This window comes from Fictibacillus nanhaiensis, assembly GCF_042686385.1.
Taxonomy (GTDB): Bacteria; Bacillota; Bacilli; order Bacillales; family Fictibacillaceae; genus Fictibacillus; species Fictibacillus nanhaiensis.
In genome coordinates this window covers 2,487,123-2,503,121 of record NZ_JBHUPF010000006.1, presented here as the reverse complement: position 1 = coordinate 2,503,121, position 15,999 = coordinate 2,487,123, and the positions used below count along the sequence as shown (strand labels likewise).

20 protein-coding genes and 1 tRNA gene are annotated in these 15,999 nt (G+C 38.3%); 14 read left to right on the top strand and 7 right to left on the bottom strand.

From position 1 onward, the window contains the following. Window positions 1-122 precede the first annotated feature (122 nt). The 4 genes from ACFS5O_RS16440 (at window position 123) to ACFS5O_RS16425 (ending at window position 2,737) form a co-directional block, all read left to right on the top strand. On the top strand, window positions 123-1,013 hold the full coding sequence (locus ACFS5O_RS16440; RefSeq protein ID WP_205725979.1) for a hypothetical protein: 891 nt from the start codon (window positions 123-125) through the stop codon (window positions 1,011-1,013). A gap of 63 nt (window positions 1,014-1,076) precedes the next feature. After that, entirely contained in the window at window positions 1,077-1,424 is a 348-nt protein-coding gene (locus ACFS5O_RS16435; RefSeq protein ID WP_205725980.1) for a hypothetical protein, read from the top strand. Between the two features lie 124 nt (window positions 1,425-1,548). Next, on the top strand, window positions 1,549-1,776 hold the full coding sequence (locus ACFS5O_RS16430) for a hypothetical protein (RefSeq protein WP_205725981.1): 228 nt from the start codon (window positions 1,549-1,551) through the stop codon (window positions 1,774-1,776). A gap of 46 nt (window positions 1,777-1,822) precedes the next feature. Continuing rightward, a complete protein-coding gene (locus ACFS5O_RS16425) occupies window positions 1,823-2,737 on the top strand; it encodes an MBL fold metallo-hydrolase (protein ID WP_205725982.1) in 915 nt (304 codons plus the stop codon). On the opposite strand, the gene ACFS5O_RS16420 is transcribed toward ACFS5O_RS16425, so the two are convergent. From ACFS5O_RS16420 to ACFS5O_RS16405, 4 genes are all read right to left on the bottom strand, one after another. Further along, complete coding sequence (locus ACFS5O_RS16420; RefSeq protein ID WP_205725983.1) at window positions 2,709-3,404, bottom strand: YetF domain-containing protein; 696 nt, start codon at window positions 3,402-3,404, stop codon at window positions 2,709-2,711. The genes ACFS5O_RS16425 and ACFS5O_RS16420 overlap by 29 nt on opposite strands. A gap of 85 nt (window positions 3,405-3,489) precedes the next feature. Next, window positions 3,490-3,924 (bottom strand): GNAT family N-acetyltransferase, encoded by a 435-nt coding sequence (locus tag ACFS5O_RS16415; protein ID WP_205725984.1) that lies wholly within the window; start codon window positions 3,922-3,924, stop codon window positions 3,490-3,492. 5 nt (window positions 3,925-3,929) lie between these two features. Then, on the bottom strand, window positions 3,930-4,445 hold the full coding sequence (locus ACFS5O_RS16410) for a YjcG family protein (RefSeq protein ID WP_066393216.1): 516 nt from the start codon (window positions 4,443-4,445) through the stop codon (window positions 3,930-3,932). Window positions 4,446-4,507: 62 nt separating this feature from the next. Beyond that, window positions 4,508-5,236, bottom strand: a complete 729-nt coding sequence (locus ACFS5O_RS16405; RefSeq protein WP_205725985.1) for an alpha/beta hydrolase — start codon at window positions 5,234-5,236, stop codon at window positions 4,508-4,510. 141 nt (window positions 5,237-5,377) lie between these two features. Here ACFS5O_RS16405 and ACFS5O_RS16400 point away from each other — a divergent pair, with 141 nt between their 5' ends. Both ACFS5O_RS16400 and ACFS5O_RS16395 read left to right on the top strand, forming a co-directional pair. Beyond that, window positions 5,378-5,935: a phosphatidylglycerophosphatase A family protein gene (locus tag ACFS5O_RS16400; RefSeq protein ID WP_198766905.1), complete on the top strand. Its 558-nt coding sequence runs from the start codon at window positions 5,378-5,380 to the stop codon at window positions 5,933-5,935. 119 nt (window positions 5,936-6,054) lie between these two features. Then, a tRNA-Val gene (locus tag ACFS5O_RS16395) sits at window positions 6,055-6,130 on the top strand. 69 nt (window positions 6,131-6,199) lie between these two features. On the opposite strand, the gene ACFS5O_RS16390 is transcribed toward ACFS5O_RS16395, so the two are convergent. After that, entirely contained in the window at window positions 6,200-7,525 is a 1,326-nt protein-coding gene (locus tag ACFS5O_RS16390; protein WP_205725986.1) for a short-chain fatty acid transporter, read from the bottom strand. Window positions 7,526-7,700: 175 nt separating this feature from the next. On the opposite strand from ACFS5O_RS16390, the gene ACFS5O_RS16385 reads away from it, so the two are divergent. The 3 genes from ACFS5O_RS16385 to ACFS5O_RS16375 all read left to right on the top strand — a co-directional run bounded on the left by ACFS5O_RS16385 (window position 7,701) and on the right by ACFS5O_RS16375 (window position 10,001). Next, window positions 7,701-8,150: a CotD family spore coat protein gene (locus ACFS5O_RS16385; protein ID WP_318300200.1), complete on the top strand. Its 450-nt coding sequence runs from the start codon at window positions 7,701-7,703 to the stop codon at window positions 8,148-8,150. Between the two features lie 122 nt (window positions 8,151-8,272). Beyond that, window positions 8,273-9,019, top strand: coding sequence for an SDR family NAD(P)-dependent oxidoreductase (locus ACFS5O_RS16380; RefSeq protein WP_205725987.1), 747 nt, complete (start codon window positions 8,273-8,275; stop codon window positions 9,017-9,019). Between the two features lie 91 nt (window positions 9,020-9,110). Further along, entirely contained in the window at window positions 9,111-10,001 is an 891-nt protein-coding gene (locus ACFS5O_RS16375; RefSeq protein ID WP_205725988.1) for a cation diffusion facilitator family transporter, read from the top strand. Here ACFS5O_RS16375 and ACFS5O_RS16370 read toward each other — a convergent pair. Together ACFS5O_RS16370 and ACFS5O_RS16365 are read right to left on the bottom strand one after the other, a co-directional pair. Continuing rightward, window positions 9,993-10,358 (bottom strand): VOC family protein, encoded by a 366-nt coding sequence (locus ACFS5O_RS16370; RefSeq protein WP_205725989.1) that lies wholly within the window; start codon window positions 10,356-10,358, stop codon window positions 9,993-9,995. The genes ACFS5O_RS16375 and ACFS5O_RS16370 overlap by 9 nt on opposite strands. Before the next feature lie 6 nt (window positions 10,359-10,364). Next, complete coding sequence (locus ACFS5O_RS16365) at window positions 10,365-11,096, bottom strand: sulfite exporter TauE/SafE family protein (RefSeq protein ID WP_205725990.1); 732 nt, start codon at window positions 11,094-11,096, stop codon at window positions 10,365-10,367. A gap of 122 nt (window positions 11,097-11,218) precedes the next feature. On the opposite strand from ACFS5O_RS16365, the gene ccpC reads away from it, so the two are divergent. The 5 genes from ccpC to ACFS5O_RS16340 all read left to right on the top strand — a co-directional run bounded on the left by ccpC (window position 11,219) and on the right by ACFS5O_RS16340 (window position 15,998). Next, entirely contained in the window at window positions 11,219-12,088 is an 870-nt protein-coding gene (gene ccpC, locus ACFS5O_RS16360) for a transcriptional regulator CcpC (RefSeq protein WP_205725991.1), read from the top strand. A gap of 69 nt (window positions 12,089-12,157) precedes the next feature. Next, on the top strand, window positions 12,158-12,874 hold the full coding sequence (gene dapD / locus ACFS5O_RS16355; protein ID WP_066393246.1) for a 2,3,4,5-tetrahydropyridine-2,6-dicarboxylate N-acetyltransferase: 717 nt from the start codon (window positions 12,158-12,160) through the stop codon (window positions 12,872-12,874). A gap of 24 nt (window positions 12,875-12,898) precedes the next feature. Then, window positions 12,899-14,023: an N-acetyldiaminopimelate deacetylase gene (locus ACFS5O_RS16350; protein WP_205725992.1), complete on the top strand. Its 1,125-nt coding sequence runs from the start codon at window positions 12,899-12,901 to the stop codon at window positions 14,021-14,023. Between the two features lie 293 nt (window positions 14,024-14,316). Further along, window positions 14,317-14,562 carry a YkuS family protein gene (locus ACFS5O_RS16345; RefSeq protein WP_205725993.1) on the top strand — a complete coding sequence of 82 codons (246 nt, stop codon included), beginning with the start codon at window positions 14,317-14,319 and terminating at the stop codon, window positions 14,560-14,562. Between the two features lie 116 nt (window positions 14,563-14,678). After that, entirely contained in the window at window positions 14,679-15,998 is a 1,320-nt protein-coding gene (locus tag ACFS5O_RS16340; protein ID WP_205725994.1) for a hemolysin family protein, read from the top strand. The last annotated feature ends 1 nt before the right edge of the window (window position 15,999 follow it).

The following is a 15,999-nucleotide window of genomic DNA, read 5'->3' as shown; positions in this document are numbered from 1 at the left end:
AAGAACAGAAAGACCTGAAGGCAATTGCCTCGGGTCTTTCTTGTTCATGAAAAAAAAGTGAACGAATAATAATAGCTTACATACAATAGGGAAAGAGCCTAATTATGCAAGGGGGAAGATGCATGGGGACGAAGGATAAAATAAGTTACGAGCGGCTCGTTTCTAGGGTGGACTATTATAAGGAAAAAGCACTTGATCTTGAAAAAAAGCTCGTATTCGCTGAAGAGACCATCGAAAGACTTGAAAAAGAGACGAACAATGATCGATCTCTTAAGATAATTGAAGAAAACGAAAAGGAACTTCTAGCACTAAGAAAACAAGTTGAAGAACTCACAAAGAAATTAAAGCGTTTAGAAGGGCATGAGATGGAAAAAAGGATGCAGAGCTACGAAGAATTATTAAAGAGCATTCAAGATGAAATGAACGATAAAGACCAACAGATCGACCTGTATCAACAACGTATCAAAAGTATGGAAAAGCGAATCAACATTAACCGCACATCTGAACCGGTCTTTGAAGAGCTCGATACGGACAATAAACATTCAGAACCTCAGAAAAAAGATGGATTCAATAGTGCGTGCTATTTCGACTATTCGGTAATTTTCACAAAAGATAAGAAGGGTTTTATTAGAGGTTCGTTCTTTATCGAGAATACTGGGACAGAGACATTGGAGAATCCTTATATTTGTTTCCGATTTCAACCTGCAGAGGCTTGTGCGTTAAAAGGGAAAATCATCTCTTTGATCGCATCACCTACACAGGAAGAGATGACACAGTCTATTTGGATGTACATGGATAATGAGTGGGCAGAAAAAGCTAAAGAACGGGGAGAAATGTGGATCTGCCCGTTACGTGAAACCACATTTAAAAGTGGTGATAAACTCTCTTTGGATGATTTCCAGATTCCCTTTAAGAGTGGTATCGATGATAACATTACGGTAGAAGCATTTGTTTATTTTCATAAACAAAACTACCGAACAAAAGCAGTTAATCATATAGCGATTAACTTTTAGTGAGACAGCCTATAACCAACTCGTCAGACTTGCATATGATGTACTATACGAGGAGGTTGTAACATGGAAGATTGTTATTATTGTAAAAGGAAGAAGAAGAAGAAGCATAAAAAACATAAGAAGGTTTATGCTGATAAAGTAATCATCAAAGCAGATAAAGTTATCATTCATGAAAAGAAGGTAGAGTGCGAATCAAGCTCTAGCAAATGGGAGTCTAGTCATAAACATGAGTCTAGCCACAAACATGAGTCATCTTCTAAACATGAATCTAGCTCAAAGCATGAATCTAGCTCGAAGCACGAATCTAGTTCAAAGCATGAATCTTCTTCAAAACATGAATCTTCTTCTAGCCCAAGCTCAAGTTCCAGCTCAAGCTCAAGCACAAGCTGCCACTATGATCCTTGGGTCTAAGCAATCCAAATGTTTCTTTAGAGTACTCTCAACGGAGTGCTCTTTTTTTATTACACTTGAAAAACATAGATTTAAAAGGAATAGGGTAAGAAATATAGAAGTAATGATAAAGGAGAGGATTTTGATGGGATATATCTTGCCGTACTTACCCATTCAGCAGATGCAATATGCCAGTAGGATGGAAAAAGCCGAAAGAGGATTACCTGTTGTTGCTAGTGTTCCTCCTATTCAAAATGAAGATGTACGTTCCTTTCAGCAAAAGAAGAGTTTAACTTTTGAAGAAAAAACCAGCTTTAATCAAATCTTAAGTGAAATAGAAGGTAAAGGACTCATGATCAACGAAACCATATGATGGTTTCTTTTTTTGTTCAGAACATAAAGACTTGGAGTGTTTTATAGTGGAATTCATCGAACTTTCAACAGGCTGTTATTATTTCAAGAGTGCTGTCAATATTGGGTATATCGTGACTGAAGATAAGAGTAAAGGTATGTTAATTGATGCTGGTCTTGAATCATCAGCAGCAAAAAAAGTGATAAAGCAACTTCGAAGTGAGGAGCTTCCGTTAACTCATCTTTTTATTACACATGCACATGCCGACCATTTTGGAGGAGCTTTTTATATACAACAAAACGTTGATGTACATACAATCGCCCCTGCACTAGAAGAAGCAATTATGAGAAATCCTATATTAGAACCGATCTACTTATCAAATGGAAATTCGCCGTTAAATGAAATGAGAAATAAATTTTTAGAAGCACCAGCTATACGTGTTGATGAAATTTGTTCAGAAGGATATTTAGAACCATTTCCAGAAGTACAAGTTATTCATCTTCCAGGTCATAGTTATAATCAACATGGTATCTTATTCCGCGGTATTTTATATGCAGCCGATGCTTTTTTAGGAAAAGATGTGCTCCAAAAGCATAAGATCCCTTTTATTGTTGATGCAAGTGAAAACATAGCAACGCTTCACAAGTTGAAGATGATAGATGTAGAAGGAATGGTCCCTGGTCATGGTAACTTTGTAACCGAGTATAAAAATGTAATTCAAGATAACATCCTAATCCATGAGCAAATTACTTTAGAAGTGCAAAATGTAATTAACCATTCAAGTGATTTTGGAATATCATTTGAGAATATCGTAGCGTCCATGCTAATGAAATACGAAGTTGAACCGGCAAATTTAGGTTCATATTCCTTGTTTCGAACGGCCATCTCTGCACATCTTATACAATTGCTAGAGAACGAAAGTGCAGTATATAAGATAATGGGTGGCAAACCTGTTATTTTTTCGGTTTCGTACAAGGCATAACTAACAGTTTACCTTCTGAAAATTCTGCATACACGACTTCTGTTATATCAGAATACCCATGTTTGTGTATTTGTTCTAAAAGTTTATTTTTTGATAGTCCCGCTGTTGATAGGTTATCGTGGTTAAGTTCACCATCTAATATGAGAGTAATGGGCAATTCCGGCTGCTCCTGACTTTGCAGGTTCAAATCCTGTCTGTTTGGTGGGCCGTATTGATATTTAGGCAATATACTTAATGATCCATTAGATTCTAAAATGGCATACTCAACTTCTCTTAAGCCGAAAAAACCTTTTTGTCTAACTAAGTTTTGAAGTTGGTTGATGTCTAGTTTGCTCTTTTTAAGCATATCACGATCGATTAGTCCGTTCCGTATGACAATAGTAGGTGCGCCTTCCAGAAATTTTCGTGTTCCCTTAAATTTCTGAGTAATAATTTCAACAATATAAACCATAGAGCCCCAAACCACAATCGCATACAAGATGACGAATATAGAAGTCTCATCATCATACATAGCATTACCAACTAATTCTCCCAAGAAAATAGACGATATAAAATCAAAGGGGGTTATTTGTGAGATCTGTGTTTTTCCTAAAATTTTTGTTAATAAAAAGAGAGCGATAAACCCTACGATTAGTTCTGTCGTCAATTGCCCAACATGAATGTCCATCAACCTATTCTCCTCAACGTACGTTTTATATAACAGTTTTGACGAGATTAGACGGGAATAAACAATAAAAGCATTGAAATCGCCACTACGACGATTTCAATGCTTTTTTCATTGCTACATGCGGAATGTTAGCATCAAGAAATGGTTCTTTTGAGGTTGTTACATACCCAAGTTTTTTATAAAAGTCTTCTGCCTGAGTTTGCGCATATAATATAAGGCTCGGTAAAGAACGTTTGATGGCTGCTGTTTCCATAGCTTTCATCAATTCTTCTCCTAGTCCTTTTTTTCGATGAGAAGACAAGATACAGACGCGTTCTACTTTACCTTCTCCATTCACTTCACGAAGTCTTGCCGCACCAATCGGTGTGTCTCCATCGTAAAGAACAAAGTGTAAGGACGCATCTTCATTGTTATCAATCTCTTCTTTTTCATCAATCTGCTGTTCGCGAACGAAAACATCTTTTCTTACAGCTAGTGCATCTTGAAAACCTTGCTCGTTCGTTGTATACGTTTTAATCAATCTTATTAAACTCCTTTTCCAAGTCGAAATGTTTCATAAACTGTCCATGATCCGTTATCCAGTTGATAGAGAAGTTGAAAACGATCGATTCGTTCTTCATGTTCGATGTCTATCATACGTAAGCGTTCTAAAACGTCTGAATGTTCTTCATCAGATAGCTTTTGTCCAAGTGTTAAATGCGGTACAAAATTGTATGGTTGTTGGTGTTCAAGCGGACCAGAATATAACTGCTCATGCAGTGATTTAATCTCATCAGCTTCATTAACTTTTAGAAAGATTACGTTGTTGACAGGATGGAAAGATCCTACTTTATTAATTAGAATAGAAAAAGGATCTATGTTCTTTGCAACAGAAGAAATATAAGAGATTTGTTCTTGAATTTCTTCTTCAGTTGCCTCATAAGGCTCCTTAAGAGTAATGTGAGGTGCGATAAGGGCATAATGCGGATCATACCGTTTTCGGTAGGAATTCACTTTATCTTGTAGATTTTTTGATGGAAAAATTGCAATGCCGTATTTCATATTTCTTCCTCCCTCATCTTTTGAACTAGTATACCAAATATTCTATTTATTTCCCACAGTTACTAGTCGCTGTAAATAAACTTTAACGCGGGAATTAAGTCTTTCTGCCAATTTACCCAGAGATGATTTCCTTGAAACTCGGCGTATTTATAATCGAGAGCCAAATTATTTAGAAGCTCACTCAGTTGTCTGTTTGGCGTTAAAAAATCTTTCGTTATTCCTTCAGGATTCGTAAATTGCTCTTCTTCATCACCTATTGAGTGATAAATGGTCAACGTTTGCATCTGTTCGATCGATTCTACGGTCTCAATAAGACTTTCAGGAACGTAAGGAGACTGGACGATTACTTTACCGAACGTGTTCGGATACAGAATGCTAAGCTTAAATGCTATGTAACCACCTAGAGAATCTCCGATTAAGCCCATACCCGCACCAAGTTGGAGTGTGTTAAACTTCTCATTTAAGTAAGAGGTAAGTTCAAAGGCCATAAATCGAATGTAATTTTCGTGTTTTTCTCCTGTTGGGTCGTATTTTGCTTTTCGATCTTCGATGCCTTTATGATTAACACCAACAATGATACAGCTCTGCAAGTTTTCTTCTTCCATTAAACGATCAGCGGTTTTAGCTAGTTTTCCTAACTGAAAGTAATCTCTGCCATCTTGGGCGATTAGGATCGGGTATTTAACGAGTGGAGTAAACTTTGCAGGCAAATAAATGAGCAAATCAATTTCTTCATCCAAGTAGTTGCTGTATATTGTATCATCTGTGATTGAACCTTTAAGTATGGCCATAAAAAGTACCTCCTGTGCTGACTGATCTTTAAATTATAAGCGTTTTCATTCAACTCGTATTATTGTATCACATAATGATATAATGAAAGAATCAATTCGTTTTGCCAAAAGAGATCGAACATTAAGAAGAGGTGAAGTCTGTTGAATAATAGAGTGCACAGTCGAGAAGTTGAAGCAGCTGCAAGAAGGCTGTTGAATGAAAGAGGCGTCACAATTCCTGAAATTGCTGAGATTGTATATGAAATGCAGATACCATTTTCACCTGGCTTAACGAAAGAAGAATGTATAGAGAGCGTCGATGCTGTTCTTATGAAGCGCGAGATCCAGCATGCCATTCTTGTTGGTGTAGAACTTGATATGCTAGCGGAACAAAGAAAATTGTCTGAACCCCTTCAAAGTATCGTTGAACAAGATGAAGGTTTGTTTGGGGTAGATGAAACAATCGCACTTGGAGCCGTTTTCGGATATGGATCGATAGCCGTTACAACTTTTGGGCACCTAGATAAATTTAAGATGGGTATTATTCAAAAATTAGATACAAAGATAGCAAATGGTAAAGTGCACACATTTTTAGATGACCTTGTTGCAAGTATTGCAGCTAACGCATCAAGTCGACTCGCACACAGACTTCGAGATAAGCAGGAGCGGCTTGATCTAGAAGAGATTAAGATTCGTGATGAAGAAGAGAAAATCGGATAACAAATCAAAAAAGACACTTCAAACATCATTGAAGATGTCTTTTTTGATTTACCATAAAGAAAAGTGTTGTCAAAACTCTTAAAAAGCATATATAATAATTTTTGTTGGACAAAGATATCGATTCGATAGCTCAGCTGGGAGAGCGCTACCTTGACAGGGTAGAGGTCGGGGGTTCGAACCCCTCTCGAGTCACCATACATAATAAGTAAACCTCCTTAGCGATAAGGAGGTTTTTTTGATCATTTTTTAGTTAAATTTTGTGTGTTATAGCAACAAAAACACGCCAGAGATGAAGACCCCTGTAATAATCATCATAACAAGTCCGTACCCCATGATGTCTTTTGCTTTTAATCCCGCAATAGCTAAAGCGGGAAGGGCATAGAATGGTTGAATCATGTTTGTCCATGCATCCCCCCAAGCTACTGCCATTGCTGTTTTTGATAGAGAAACACCTAAGTTTTGCGCTGCTTCTAACATAACAGGTCCTTGAACCGCCCATTGTCCACCGCCAGAAGGAACAAAAAAGTTAACAAGACCTGCACTCCATAATGTAAACAAATGAAAAGTATGTTCGTTTGAGAAGGAAATAAGCATATTGGACAGAACAGCCACTAATCCTGATGAAGTCACGATACCCATTAGTCCTGCATAAAAAGGAAACTGAATAATAATACCGCTTGCATTTTTGACAGCATCCGTAACCGCTTTCAAAAACAACCGTGGTGTTTTATGTAAGATGATACCGATAAATAGGAATAAAAAGTTAACAATATCCAGATTTAAGGTGAAGCCATTTTTTGTGAAATAATAGACGAGGTATGAAATTCCTAAAAGCCCGATGAGGATAGATAATAACTGACTATTCTCAAGTCGGTCAGCAGGTGTTTGAATTGTTTCTTCTTTACTTGCTGCTTCTAGAGACTCTTTTTCCTCTAACAATGCAGGATCGATTACAAACGCTTTTTCACTTGGAGGGACCATTAATCTATTAATAATCGGTACCAATAGGAATAGACCTGCAAGAATGATGAAGTTGAACGATGAAAAAATTGTCTCGCTCGTTGGAACAACGCCCATAATATTCTCTGTAAAGTGTCCAGGTGTAGCGATCGTTAAGACAACAGAGCCTGATAGACCTCCACTCCAAATGATAAAACCGCTATAAGCACTTGCGATTAATAACCGATAGTCCACACCTTTTACTTTTATTGCGATCTCTTTAGCGAAGAGAGCACCAATTATAAGACCGAATCCCCAATTGATCCAGCATGCGACGAGCGCGACCAATGTTACGAGAATAATAGCTTGTCCTGGTGTTTTAGGTAACTTTGCTAAAGAACCTAATAGTTTCTTAAATAGTGGGGAGCTTGCCATCACATGACCGGTTACTAATATTAAAACCATCTGCATGGAAAACGTTAATAAACTCCAAAAACCTGTACCCCAATAATTAACGATTTCTACAGGGGTGCTATCTGTCGCTAATAAAGCTAGGCCACATACGAAGAATGTCAGTAAGATGACTAACAAGAAGGGGTCAGGCATATACCTTTGCATCAATCTGTTTGAAAATGAAATTAAAAGTTTCAAATTTCTTCTTCCTCTCCACTTAAATGATATTTGAATAGTATATATTTCAAGTACAGTTCGATTAATTTCTACAAAATCCTTTTAATACTTATTGATAAATGGACGAACTTTTTAAGTCGTCCTACATAAAATATAGAGAAATAGGATATAAGGTTTTTGAAAGGAGAACATTTTTTTGGCTTTATTTAAACGCCCTGGCATTTTTGCCAAAAAGGGAATGGTTCCTAATATGGGTGCAATGGGACCTACGATGGGAGCAATGGGGCAGATGGCGCCTACGATGGGAGCTATGCAACAGATGCCACAGATGGGTGGATGTGGATACCCAGCAGTCTCACCATCTCAATACTACCCTCCTCAAGTTTTGCCTGCACAGTTCAGTCCAACGAATCAACAAGTTCAATATAACCAGCAAGATGTATATGTTCCGATGATTCATCCAACGCAAACGACTCAAGTCAATCAGATGAACTACAAATATGTACATTACTTCCCGCAGAACACGAACGTCGTAAACCAAGCAACGCAGCAAAACCTTTGTGGAACGGTACAACCAATCATGGCACCTTGTCCTCCACCATGCCCACCGCCATGTGGCCCATGTGGCCCTTGGAGAAAGAAGTAATAGTAAAGCTGTCGACTCTGTCGGCAGTTTTTCTATTCTATTTTTGTATGAATTTGTGTGAAAATTATACGGTATGGGGAATGAATAGATTAGTACATAAAAAAATTCTGGAGGTATGAAAAATGAGTAGTGATAAAAAGGTTGTAATCGTTACAGGAGCAGCTAAAGGGATAGGAAAACAGATCGCAATCGATTTTGCCAAAGCAGGCTATATCCCTTCATTAATTGACTTTGATAAAAATGAACTAGAATCAACCTTGTCTGAAGTTACATCGATTGAAAAGAGAGCAATCGCGGTAACATGTGACGTTAAGAATCCTGATGATATTATGCAAGCAGTTGCAGAAACACATGATAAATTAGGTGATATTCAGTGCCTAATCAACAATGCTGGTCTTTCGAAATGGAAATCTCCTTATGAATTATCTGTAGATGAATGGGATGATATTTTAAACACAAACTTAAGAAGCGTATTTCTTTTTTCAAGAGAAACAGCCAAGTACATGTCTCAATCAGGTGGAGGATCCATTATCAATATGGCTTCCACTCGTGCAGCAATGTCTGAGCCACATTCTGAAGCCTATGCGGCGACTAAGGGTGGAATCGTTGCTTTAACTCATGCTTTAGCAGCATCATTCTCTGAAGATTTTATTACCGTAAACTCTATAAGCCCTGGCTGGATTCACACAGGAGATTATAAGGAGTTGCGTGAAGTCGATCATGAACAGCATCTATCAAAGAGAGTAGGTATGCCAGCAGATATTTCAAGAGCATGCTTATTTTTAGCGCAGTCTGACAATAATTTTATTACAGGGGAAAATATTACGATCGATGGCGGGATGACTAGAAAAATGATCTATGAACATTAATGTTTCCTGTAGTGAAAAAGATTGCTCTAGACCCACCCGGAATCCATTCTTTATGATGTAAAAGGTATTATTTAACGAAGGAGAATAGAGAATGCAATCTGATCAGCAAAGAAGAGTGGAACGTGGTGTTTATCTTAGTTTAGGAGCTTATATTTTTCTATCCATTGTAAAATTAGTATCAGGCATTTTCTTTAATTCAGATGCATTAGTTGCAGACGGATTAAACAATGCTACAGATATAATCGCATCTATTGCCGTATTAATAGGGCTGAAAATTTCAAGAAAGCCAGCAGACGAGGACCATCCTTATGGTCATTTACGAGCAGAAACGATTGCATCGATGGTTGCATCGTTTATCATGGTTGTTATCGGAATAGAAGTATTAATATCTTCTATTAAAAAGATGTTTAACGGAGTGGAAACAGAGCCTTCCTTGACGGCAGCCTTAATCGCACTGTTTGGGGCGGCTGTTATGATCATCGTTTATTTGTATAATATTAAGGTAGCAAAAGAAACAGACAGTCAAGGGCTAAAAGCAGCCGCTCTAGATAATCGTTCAGACGCGTTTGTAAGTATTGGAGCTGCAGTGGGAATCTTTGGTGCACAGATCGGTTTACCGTGGCTAGATCCTGCCGCAGCCGTTCTTGTGGGTCTTATCATCATTAAAACAGGTTGGGAGATTTTCACTGAAACCTCCCATAACCTATCAGATGGCTTTGATTATGAAGAAGGCAAAGAAATGGAACACAAGATTCTAGATGTTGAAGGTGTAGAGAACGTGGGAGACCTGAAAGCTCGTAAACACGGTAATCGAGCGATTATCGATGTAACGATTAAAGTCGATCCTTCCCTTAACGTGGTGGAAAGTCATGAGATCACAGAAAAGATCGAAGACACCATCAAAGAAGCTTATAATGTGGAGAGTATACAAGTTCACGTTGAACCAGAGGATGGGAAAGACAAAGATAATTTATTAAACTAAAGAAGGCTGAATAAATTCGATCCGATTCCCAAAGGGATCTCTTATCGTAAATCGAGAAAATCCTGGAATGGGAAGTTCTTCTTGGATCTGAATGTGGTGGAGAGAAAGGTGTTCCTTGAAGCTAGAGAGGTTATCAACGAAAAAAGCGGGATGGTGTTTACCTTTATAAACCTGTTCTTCCACTCCGATGTGAAGTTGTTGATGTCCGATTTGAAACCACATCCCACCATTTTTTCGAAGCGCCTCTGGTTTCGGAATTTCTTTAAGCTGTAACATACTTTCATAAAAAGCTCTAGCTTCCTCTTCTTTACCACGAGGAATACATAATTGGACATGATGAATACCAGTTATTTTCATATTCGATTACCTCCATTGAATAATTAATTGAAGAATAAGTACAACAGTTACAGTCCTCATAAGGATTGTAACTTGTTTTGTTTTTAAACGAGGTGCTAGTTTTACAGCAGCCTGCGCTCCACAGATGCTTCCGATCGTAAGCGGTATAGCTACGTTCCACATGTAGTGACCCGTATATAAGTAGGTGAACACAGCTCCCGTACAGCTTAAGAACGTATTAAAACGCGTAAACGAAAGGGTCCGAATATATGTAAAGCCGTTTCGTAAAAAAAGCTGCATCTGCAGGGTTCCTTGACCCGGACCAAATAAACCGTCGTAGGCTCCGATACCAAAAAGATAAGGATATTTACTAGGTGGGAGCTGTTTTATTTCGTGTTCAGGATCTGCTTCTCTTTTTGATTTTAGAAAAGTTAAAAACAGAGCACCTGTGAGTAAGAAAAGAGCGATGATGGTTAAGTTTTCTCTAGATATCGCAGAAGCAGTCAAACCGCCGGCAACGCCTCCTAGTAGACTAATAGCACCTGAAATGAGATAAGGAGAAAGCTTCGTATCATTTTTTCGTAAAAGAACAAAAAAGCTGGAAAAAGAACTGAACATATTGGCGAATTTATTCGCTGCGATCGCAGAGTGGACGGGAACACCTAATAATAACATGATCGGAAAATTGATCATGCCGCCACTTCCAGATAGGGTGCCGATAAAAGTAGCGATAAAACCCACGAATATAAGGATATACAATGTTTTCACATCCCTTCATTTCTCTTTACATATCTATCCTATGTTAAGGTATACTTAAAATAAATTACATAAATTCGATAATTTTCAATAAGAAAAACTTATGGATGCTAAGAGGAGAAATAATGCAGTTATCTGAGTTTCGTATTTTAAAAGTTCTTGCTGAAGAATTAAATATGAGGAAAGCTTCTGAGCGGCTATATGTGTCTCAACCTGCTCTGAGTCAAAGGCTTCAAACCATTGAGAACAATTGGGGAACCATTATTTTTGTTCGTTCTCAAAAAGGATTGAATCTAACACCTTCTGGAGAAAAGATTCTAGCTTTTGTTACGGAAGTGCTTCAAAAAGAGGAGCTTGTAAAAGAAGAGCTTCAATCCCTGTCAGAGCATGTTCACGGTACATTGAAGCTTGCGGTGGCTTCCATCATCGGTCAATATTGGTTGCCCCACGTGTTAAAAGAGTATGTGAATCTTTATCCTCATGTAAATATTTCACTTATAACGGGTTGGAGTTCCGAGATCATCAAGCACCTTTATGAAGATAAGATTCATCTTGGAATCGTAAGGGGAAATCCAGAATGGAGAGGAAGTAAAGAACATATTTTGTCAGACCATTTATATTTGGTCGATACGACGATCTCATCTCTTGACGAACTTTCCGATACGACTAAACCATTTATTCAATTTAAGAGCCATTCAACGTATTATCAAGAGATACAAGATTGGTGGCATACTCATTTTAAAACGACGCCGCAAAAAACGATTGTTGTTGACCAGATTGAAACATGTAAGCAGATGGCTCTAAATGGTATTGGCTATGCGATTCTACCATCGATTAGTCTTCAGCCAGAGGACGATTTCTATAAGATTCCACTAACAGATAAAAAGGGGAATGCCATTAAACGCGATACGTGGCTCATTCATCACGGCACAGGATCGGAGCTCAAACAAGTGAATGTGTTTATGGATTTGATTCGAAAACTAACGAATGAATAACGTTTGAATCTTTCTATATTTAGTGGTTTAATACAATACAGAATGACTTTTAAGGAGGAACTACCAAACATGAAAATGATGGATGCAAACGAAATTATCTCATTTATCCAAAACGCAACAAAATCTACACCAGTAAAAGTATATGTAAAAGGTAATCTTGAAAATATCGATTTTGGGAAAGAAACAAAAGTTTTCCCTTCAGGTAACACAGCTGTCCTATTCGGTGAGTGGAAAGATATTGAAGCTGCGCTAAAAGCAAATGAAAGTAACATTGAAGACTTCGTGATTGAAAATGACCGTCGCAACTCAGCGATTCCTTTGTTAGATATGAAGAACATCAAAGCTCGTATTGAACCAGGTGCTATCATTCGTGACCAGGTTGAGATCGGTGACAATGCTGTAATCATGATGGGCGCTTCTATTAACATCGGAGCTGTAATCGGTGAAGGAACGATGATCGACATGAACGTTGTTCTTGGTGGACGAGCTACAGTTGGTAAGAACTGTCACATCGGTGCAGGAACTGTGCTTGCGGGTGTAATCGAACCACCTTCTGCAAAACCAGTTGTTGTAGAAGATGATGTAGTCATTGGAGCGAACGCAGTCGTACTTGAGGGCGTAACAGTAGGTAAGGGTGCAGTCGTTGCTGCAGGTGCAATTGTAATCGAAGACGTAGAACCATACACAGTGGTCGGTGGAACTCCTGCACGTGTACTTAAAAAAATCGACGAGAAAACAAAATCAAAAACAGAAATCAGACAAGAGCTTCGTCAGTTAAACGACTAATTATAGTGTAGGGGATGAGAGAAGATGAAATCGTTACTTGAGATTAGAAAAGACTTGCACCGTATACCGGAGCCGGGATTTTTAGAGTTTAAAACTCAGAGATATATCCTTGATCTCATCTCTACTTTTCCTCAGAATCATCTTGAAGTTTATACGTGGGAAACGGGCATATATGTAAAAGTGATTGGAAGAAATCCATCTAAAACGATCGCTTATCGAACAGATATGGATGGACTGCCTATTGTCGAAGAAACCGGCTATGAATTCTCATCTGTTCATGAAGGAATGATGCATGCCTGCGGACACGATCTTCATATGACGATTGCGATCGGCTTATTGTCTCATTTTGCACAGAACCCAATAGATGATCATCTGTTGTTTATTTTTCAGCCTGCAGAAGAAGGACCAGGGGGGGCTCTCCCCATGAGAGAGAGTGAGCTGTTTCAACAGTTGAAACCTGACATGATCACAGCGCTTCACATTGCTCCGGAGTATCCGGTCGGTACGATTGCTGTAAAAGAAGGATTATTATTTGCGAATACATCCGAACTTTTCATCGATCTGATCGGAAAAGGCGGTCATGCAGCTTATCCACACTTAAGCAATGACATGGTAGTCGCTGCAAGCCATTTGGTTACTCAGATGCAGTCGGTCGTTTCACGTAATATTGACCCACTGGATTCAGCGGTTGTTACTATAGGGAAGATAACTGGTGGAACGAAACAGAATATCATCGCTGAAAAATCAAGACTCGAAGGCACCATTCGAACGTTATCTCCAGAAGCGATGGATAAGGTGAAAAAACGGATTGAATCACTAGTTGATGGTATTTCTCACGGGTTTGAATGTGAAACGGCGATTGATTATGGTTCGAATTATCGACAAGTAGATAACGAACCGACCTTAACTAGAGAATTCATGGAATTTGCTAAACAGCAGGAAACTGTGAATGTATTTGAATGTAAAGAAGCTATGACAGGAGAAGATTACGGATATTTCTTAGAGAAGATTCCTGGTTTCATGTTCTGGCTTGGGGTTGATACCCCGTATGGTCTTCATCATTCAAAGTTAAAGCCGCAAGAAGAAGCGATTGGGCATGCGGTAAATCTGTTAGTTAAATATTTTATCTTCAAAGGGAATAGAGATTAGGAAAACGGCCACTTCGGCCGTTTTTTTCTTGCTCTTTTCCCTAGTCTCAGTCTCCTAATGTTACTCAATCCACGAATGTTTACTTTCAATCCAGAAATTTCAACCTCCAATCCAAAAGTTTTAATACACAATCCACAAGTTTCGGTGCTCAATCCAAAAGTTTTTATGATTTATCCACGAGTCGACACGTAACGTTTATATCGACATACGTGTCCTTCTAGCAACACTTCATTGTTCCATTACATATTCCCAATAGGAGTTGGAAACATTAAGAAAGGTAAGGAGGTGGGAATATGGCTAGAATTGGTGTTGAACAATCGTTATCAAATGTCTCAGATGCTTTGCGATCTAAGGGTTATGACGTTGTAGAACTTCGTCAAGAACAAGACGCGAATGGCTGTGATTGCTGTGTAATTTCCGGCCAGGATCAAAACGTTATGGGCATTCAAAATGCAGTAACACAAGGTTCTGTGTTGAACGCTCATGGTATGTCAGCAGATGAAGTATGTCAGGCTGTTGAAAGCAGATTACAATCATAACACTCCTGGGGACAGCCATGCTGCCCCTTTATTTCTGTTTAATGCACGTTTTATAAGGGAATTAATTCATCAACCATAAAAAAATATGTTGTTTAGCAGCAGATGGGGAGGTCCATATGCCAATCGTAAATGTAATCATGATTATTCTACTAATTGTATTAACTGCATTTTTTGTAGTCACTGAATTTGCTATTGTTAAAGTCCGTAGGACGAGAATCGACCATTTAGCAGCCGAAGGAAATAGTAAAGCGATCGCTGCACAAAAAGTAATTGGAAATCTAGATGGTTACTTGTCAGCCTGTCAGTTGGGGATCACCATAACAGCACTAGGTCTTGGTTGGTTAGGTGAGCCGACGGTTGAAATCTTTTTAAGGCCCTTATTTGAAAACGCTGGATTGAATGAAGGACTTACGCATACGCTCTCATTTTCAATCGCATTTTTTTTAATTACGTTCTTACATGTTGTTCTTGGGGAACTGGCGCCTAAAACAGTTGCGATTCAAAAAGCTGAGACAGTCTCTTTAGCTACAGCAAAACCAATTATCGTGTTTTATAAGGTCATGTACCCTTTTATCTTTTTACTAAATGGATCAGCGAATCTTTTAACACGCGTCTTTGGTATTAGCCCAGCTAGCGAACATGAGGTAGTACATACAGAAGAAGAGTTGCGTCTTATTCTTTCAGAGAGTCTACAGGGCGGGGAGATTAATCAATCAGAATACCGTTATGTAAACAGAATTTTTGAATTCGATGATCGTGTAGCAAAAGAAATCATGATTCCTCGTACAGAAATGGTTTGCTTATTCTTAGAGAATACGAGTGAACAGAACATGGCAATCATGCGTGAAGAAAAGTTCACGAGATATCCTGTTGGACACGATGACAAAGATCATATTGTAGGAATCGTAAACATTAAAGAATTCTTTAACGAACACTTTAGTAGAGAAAATTTTGACTTGAATGATTATATTCGTCCCATCATTACTGTCCATGAATCAATACCGATTCAAAAACTACTCGTCAAAATGCAAAAAGATCGGACACATATGGCCGTACTCGTAGATGAATACGGTGGAACGGCTGGAATTGTCACGGTTGAAGATATCTTGGAAGAAATTGTAGGAGAGATCAGAGATGAGTTTGATATTGATGAAGAGCCAGAAATACAACAAGTGGATCAAAATCAAACCGTAGTTGACGGCAAGGTCCTCATCTCACAAATCAATGAATTATTTGCACTCGATATTGATAACAGTGAAATAGATACGATTGGTGGATGGGTTCTCACAAGATCTATTGATTTAGAAACAAACCATGCTTTTAATTACGAAAGTTATCGCTTTACGATTTTAGAGCTGGATGGCAGACAGATTAAAAAAATAGGAATTGAAAAGATTTCAGAAGATAAGGAAACGGAAACGAGTAAAGACTCCTGAA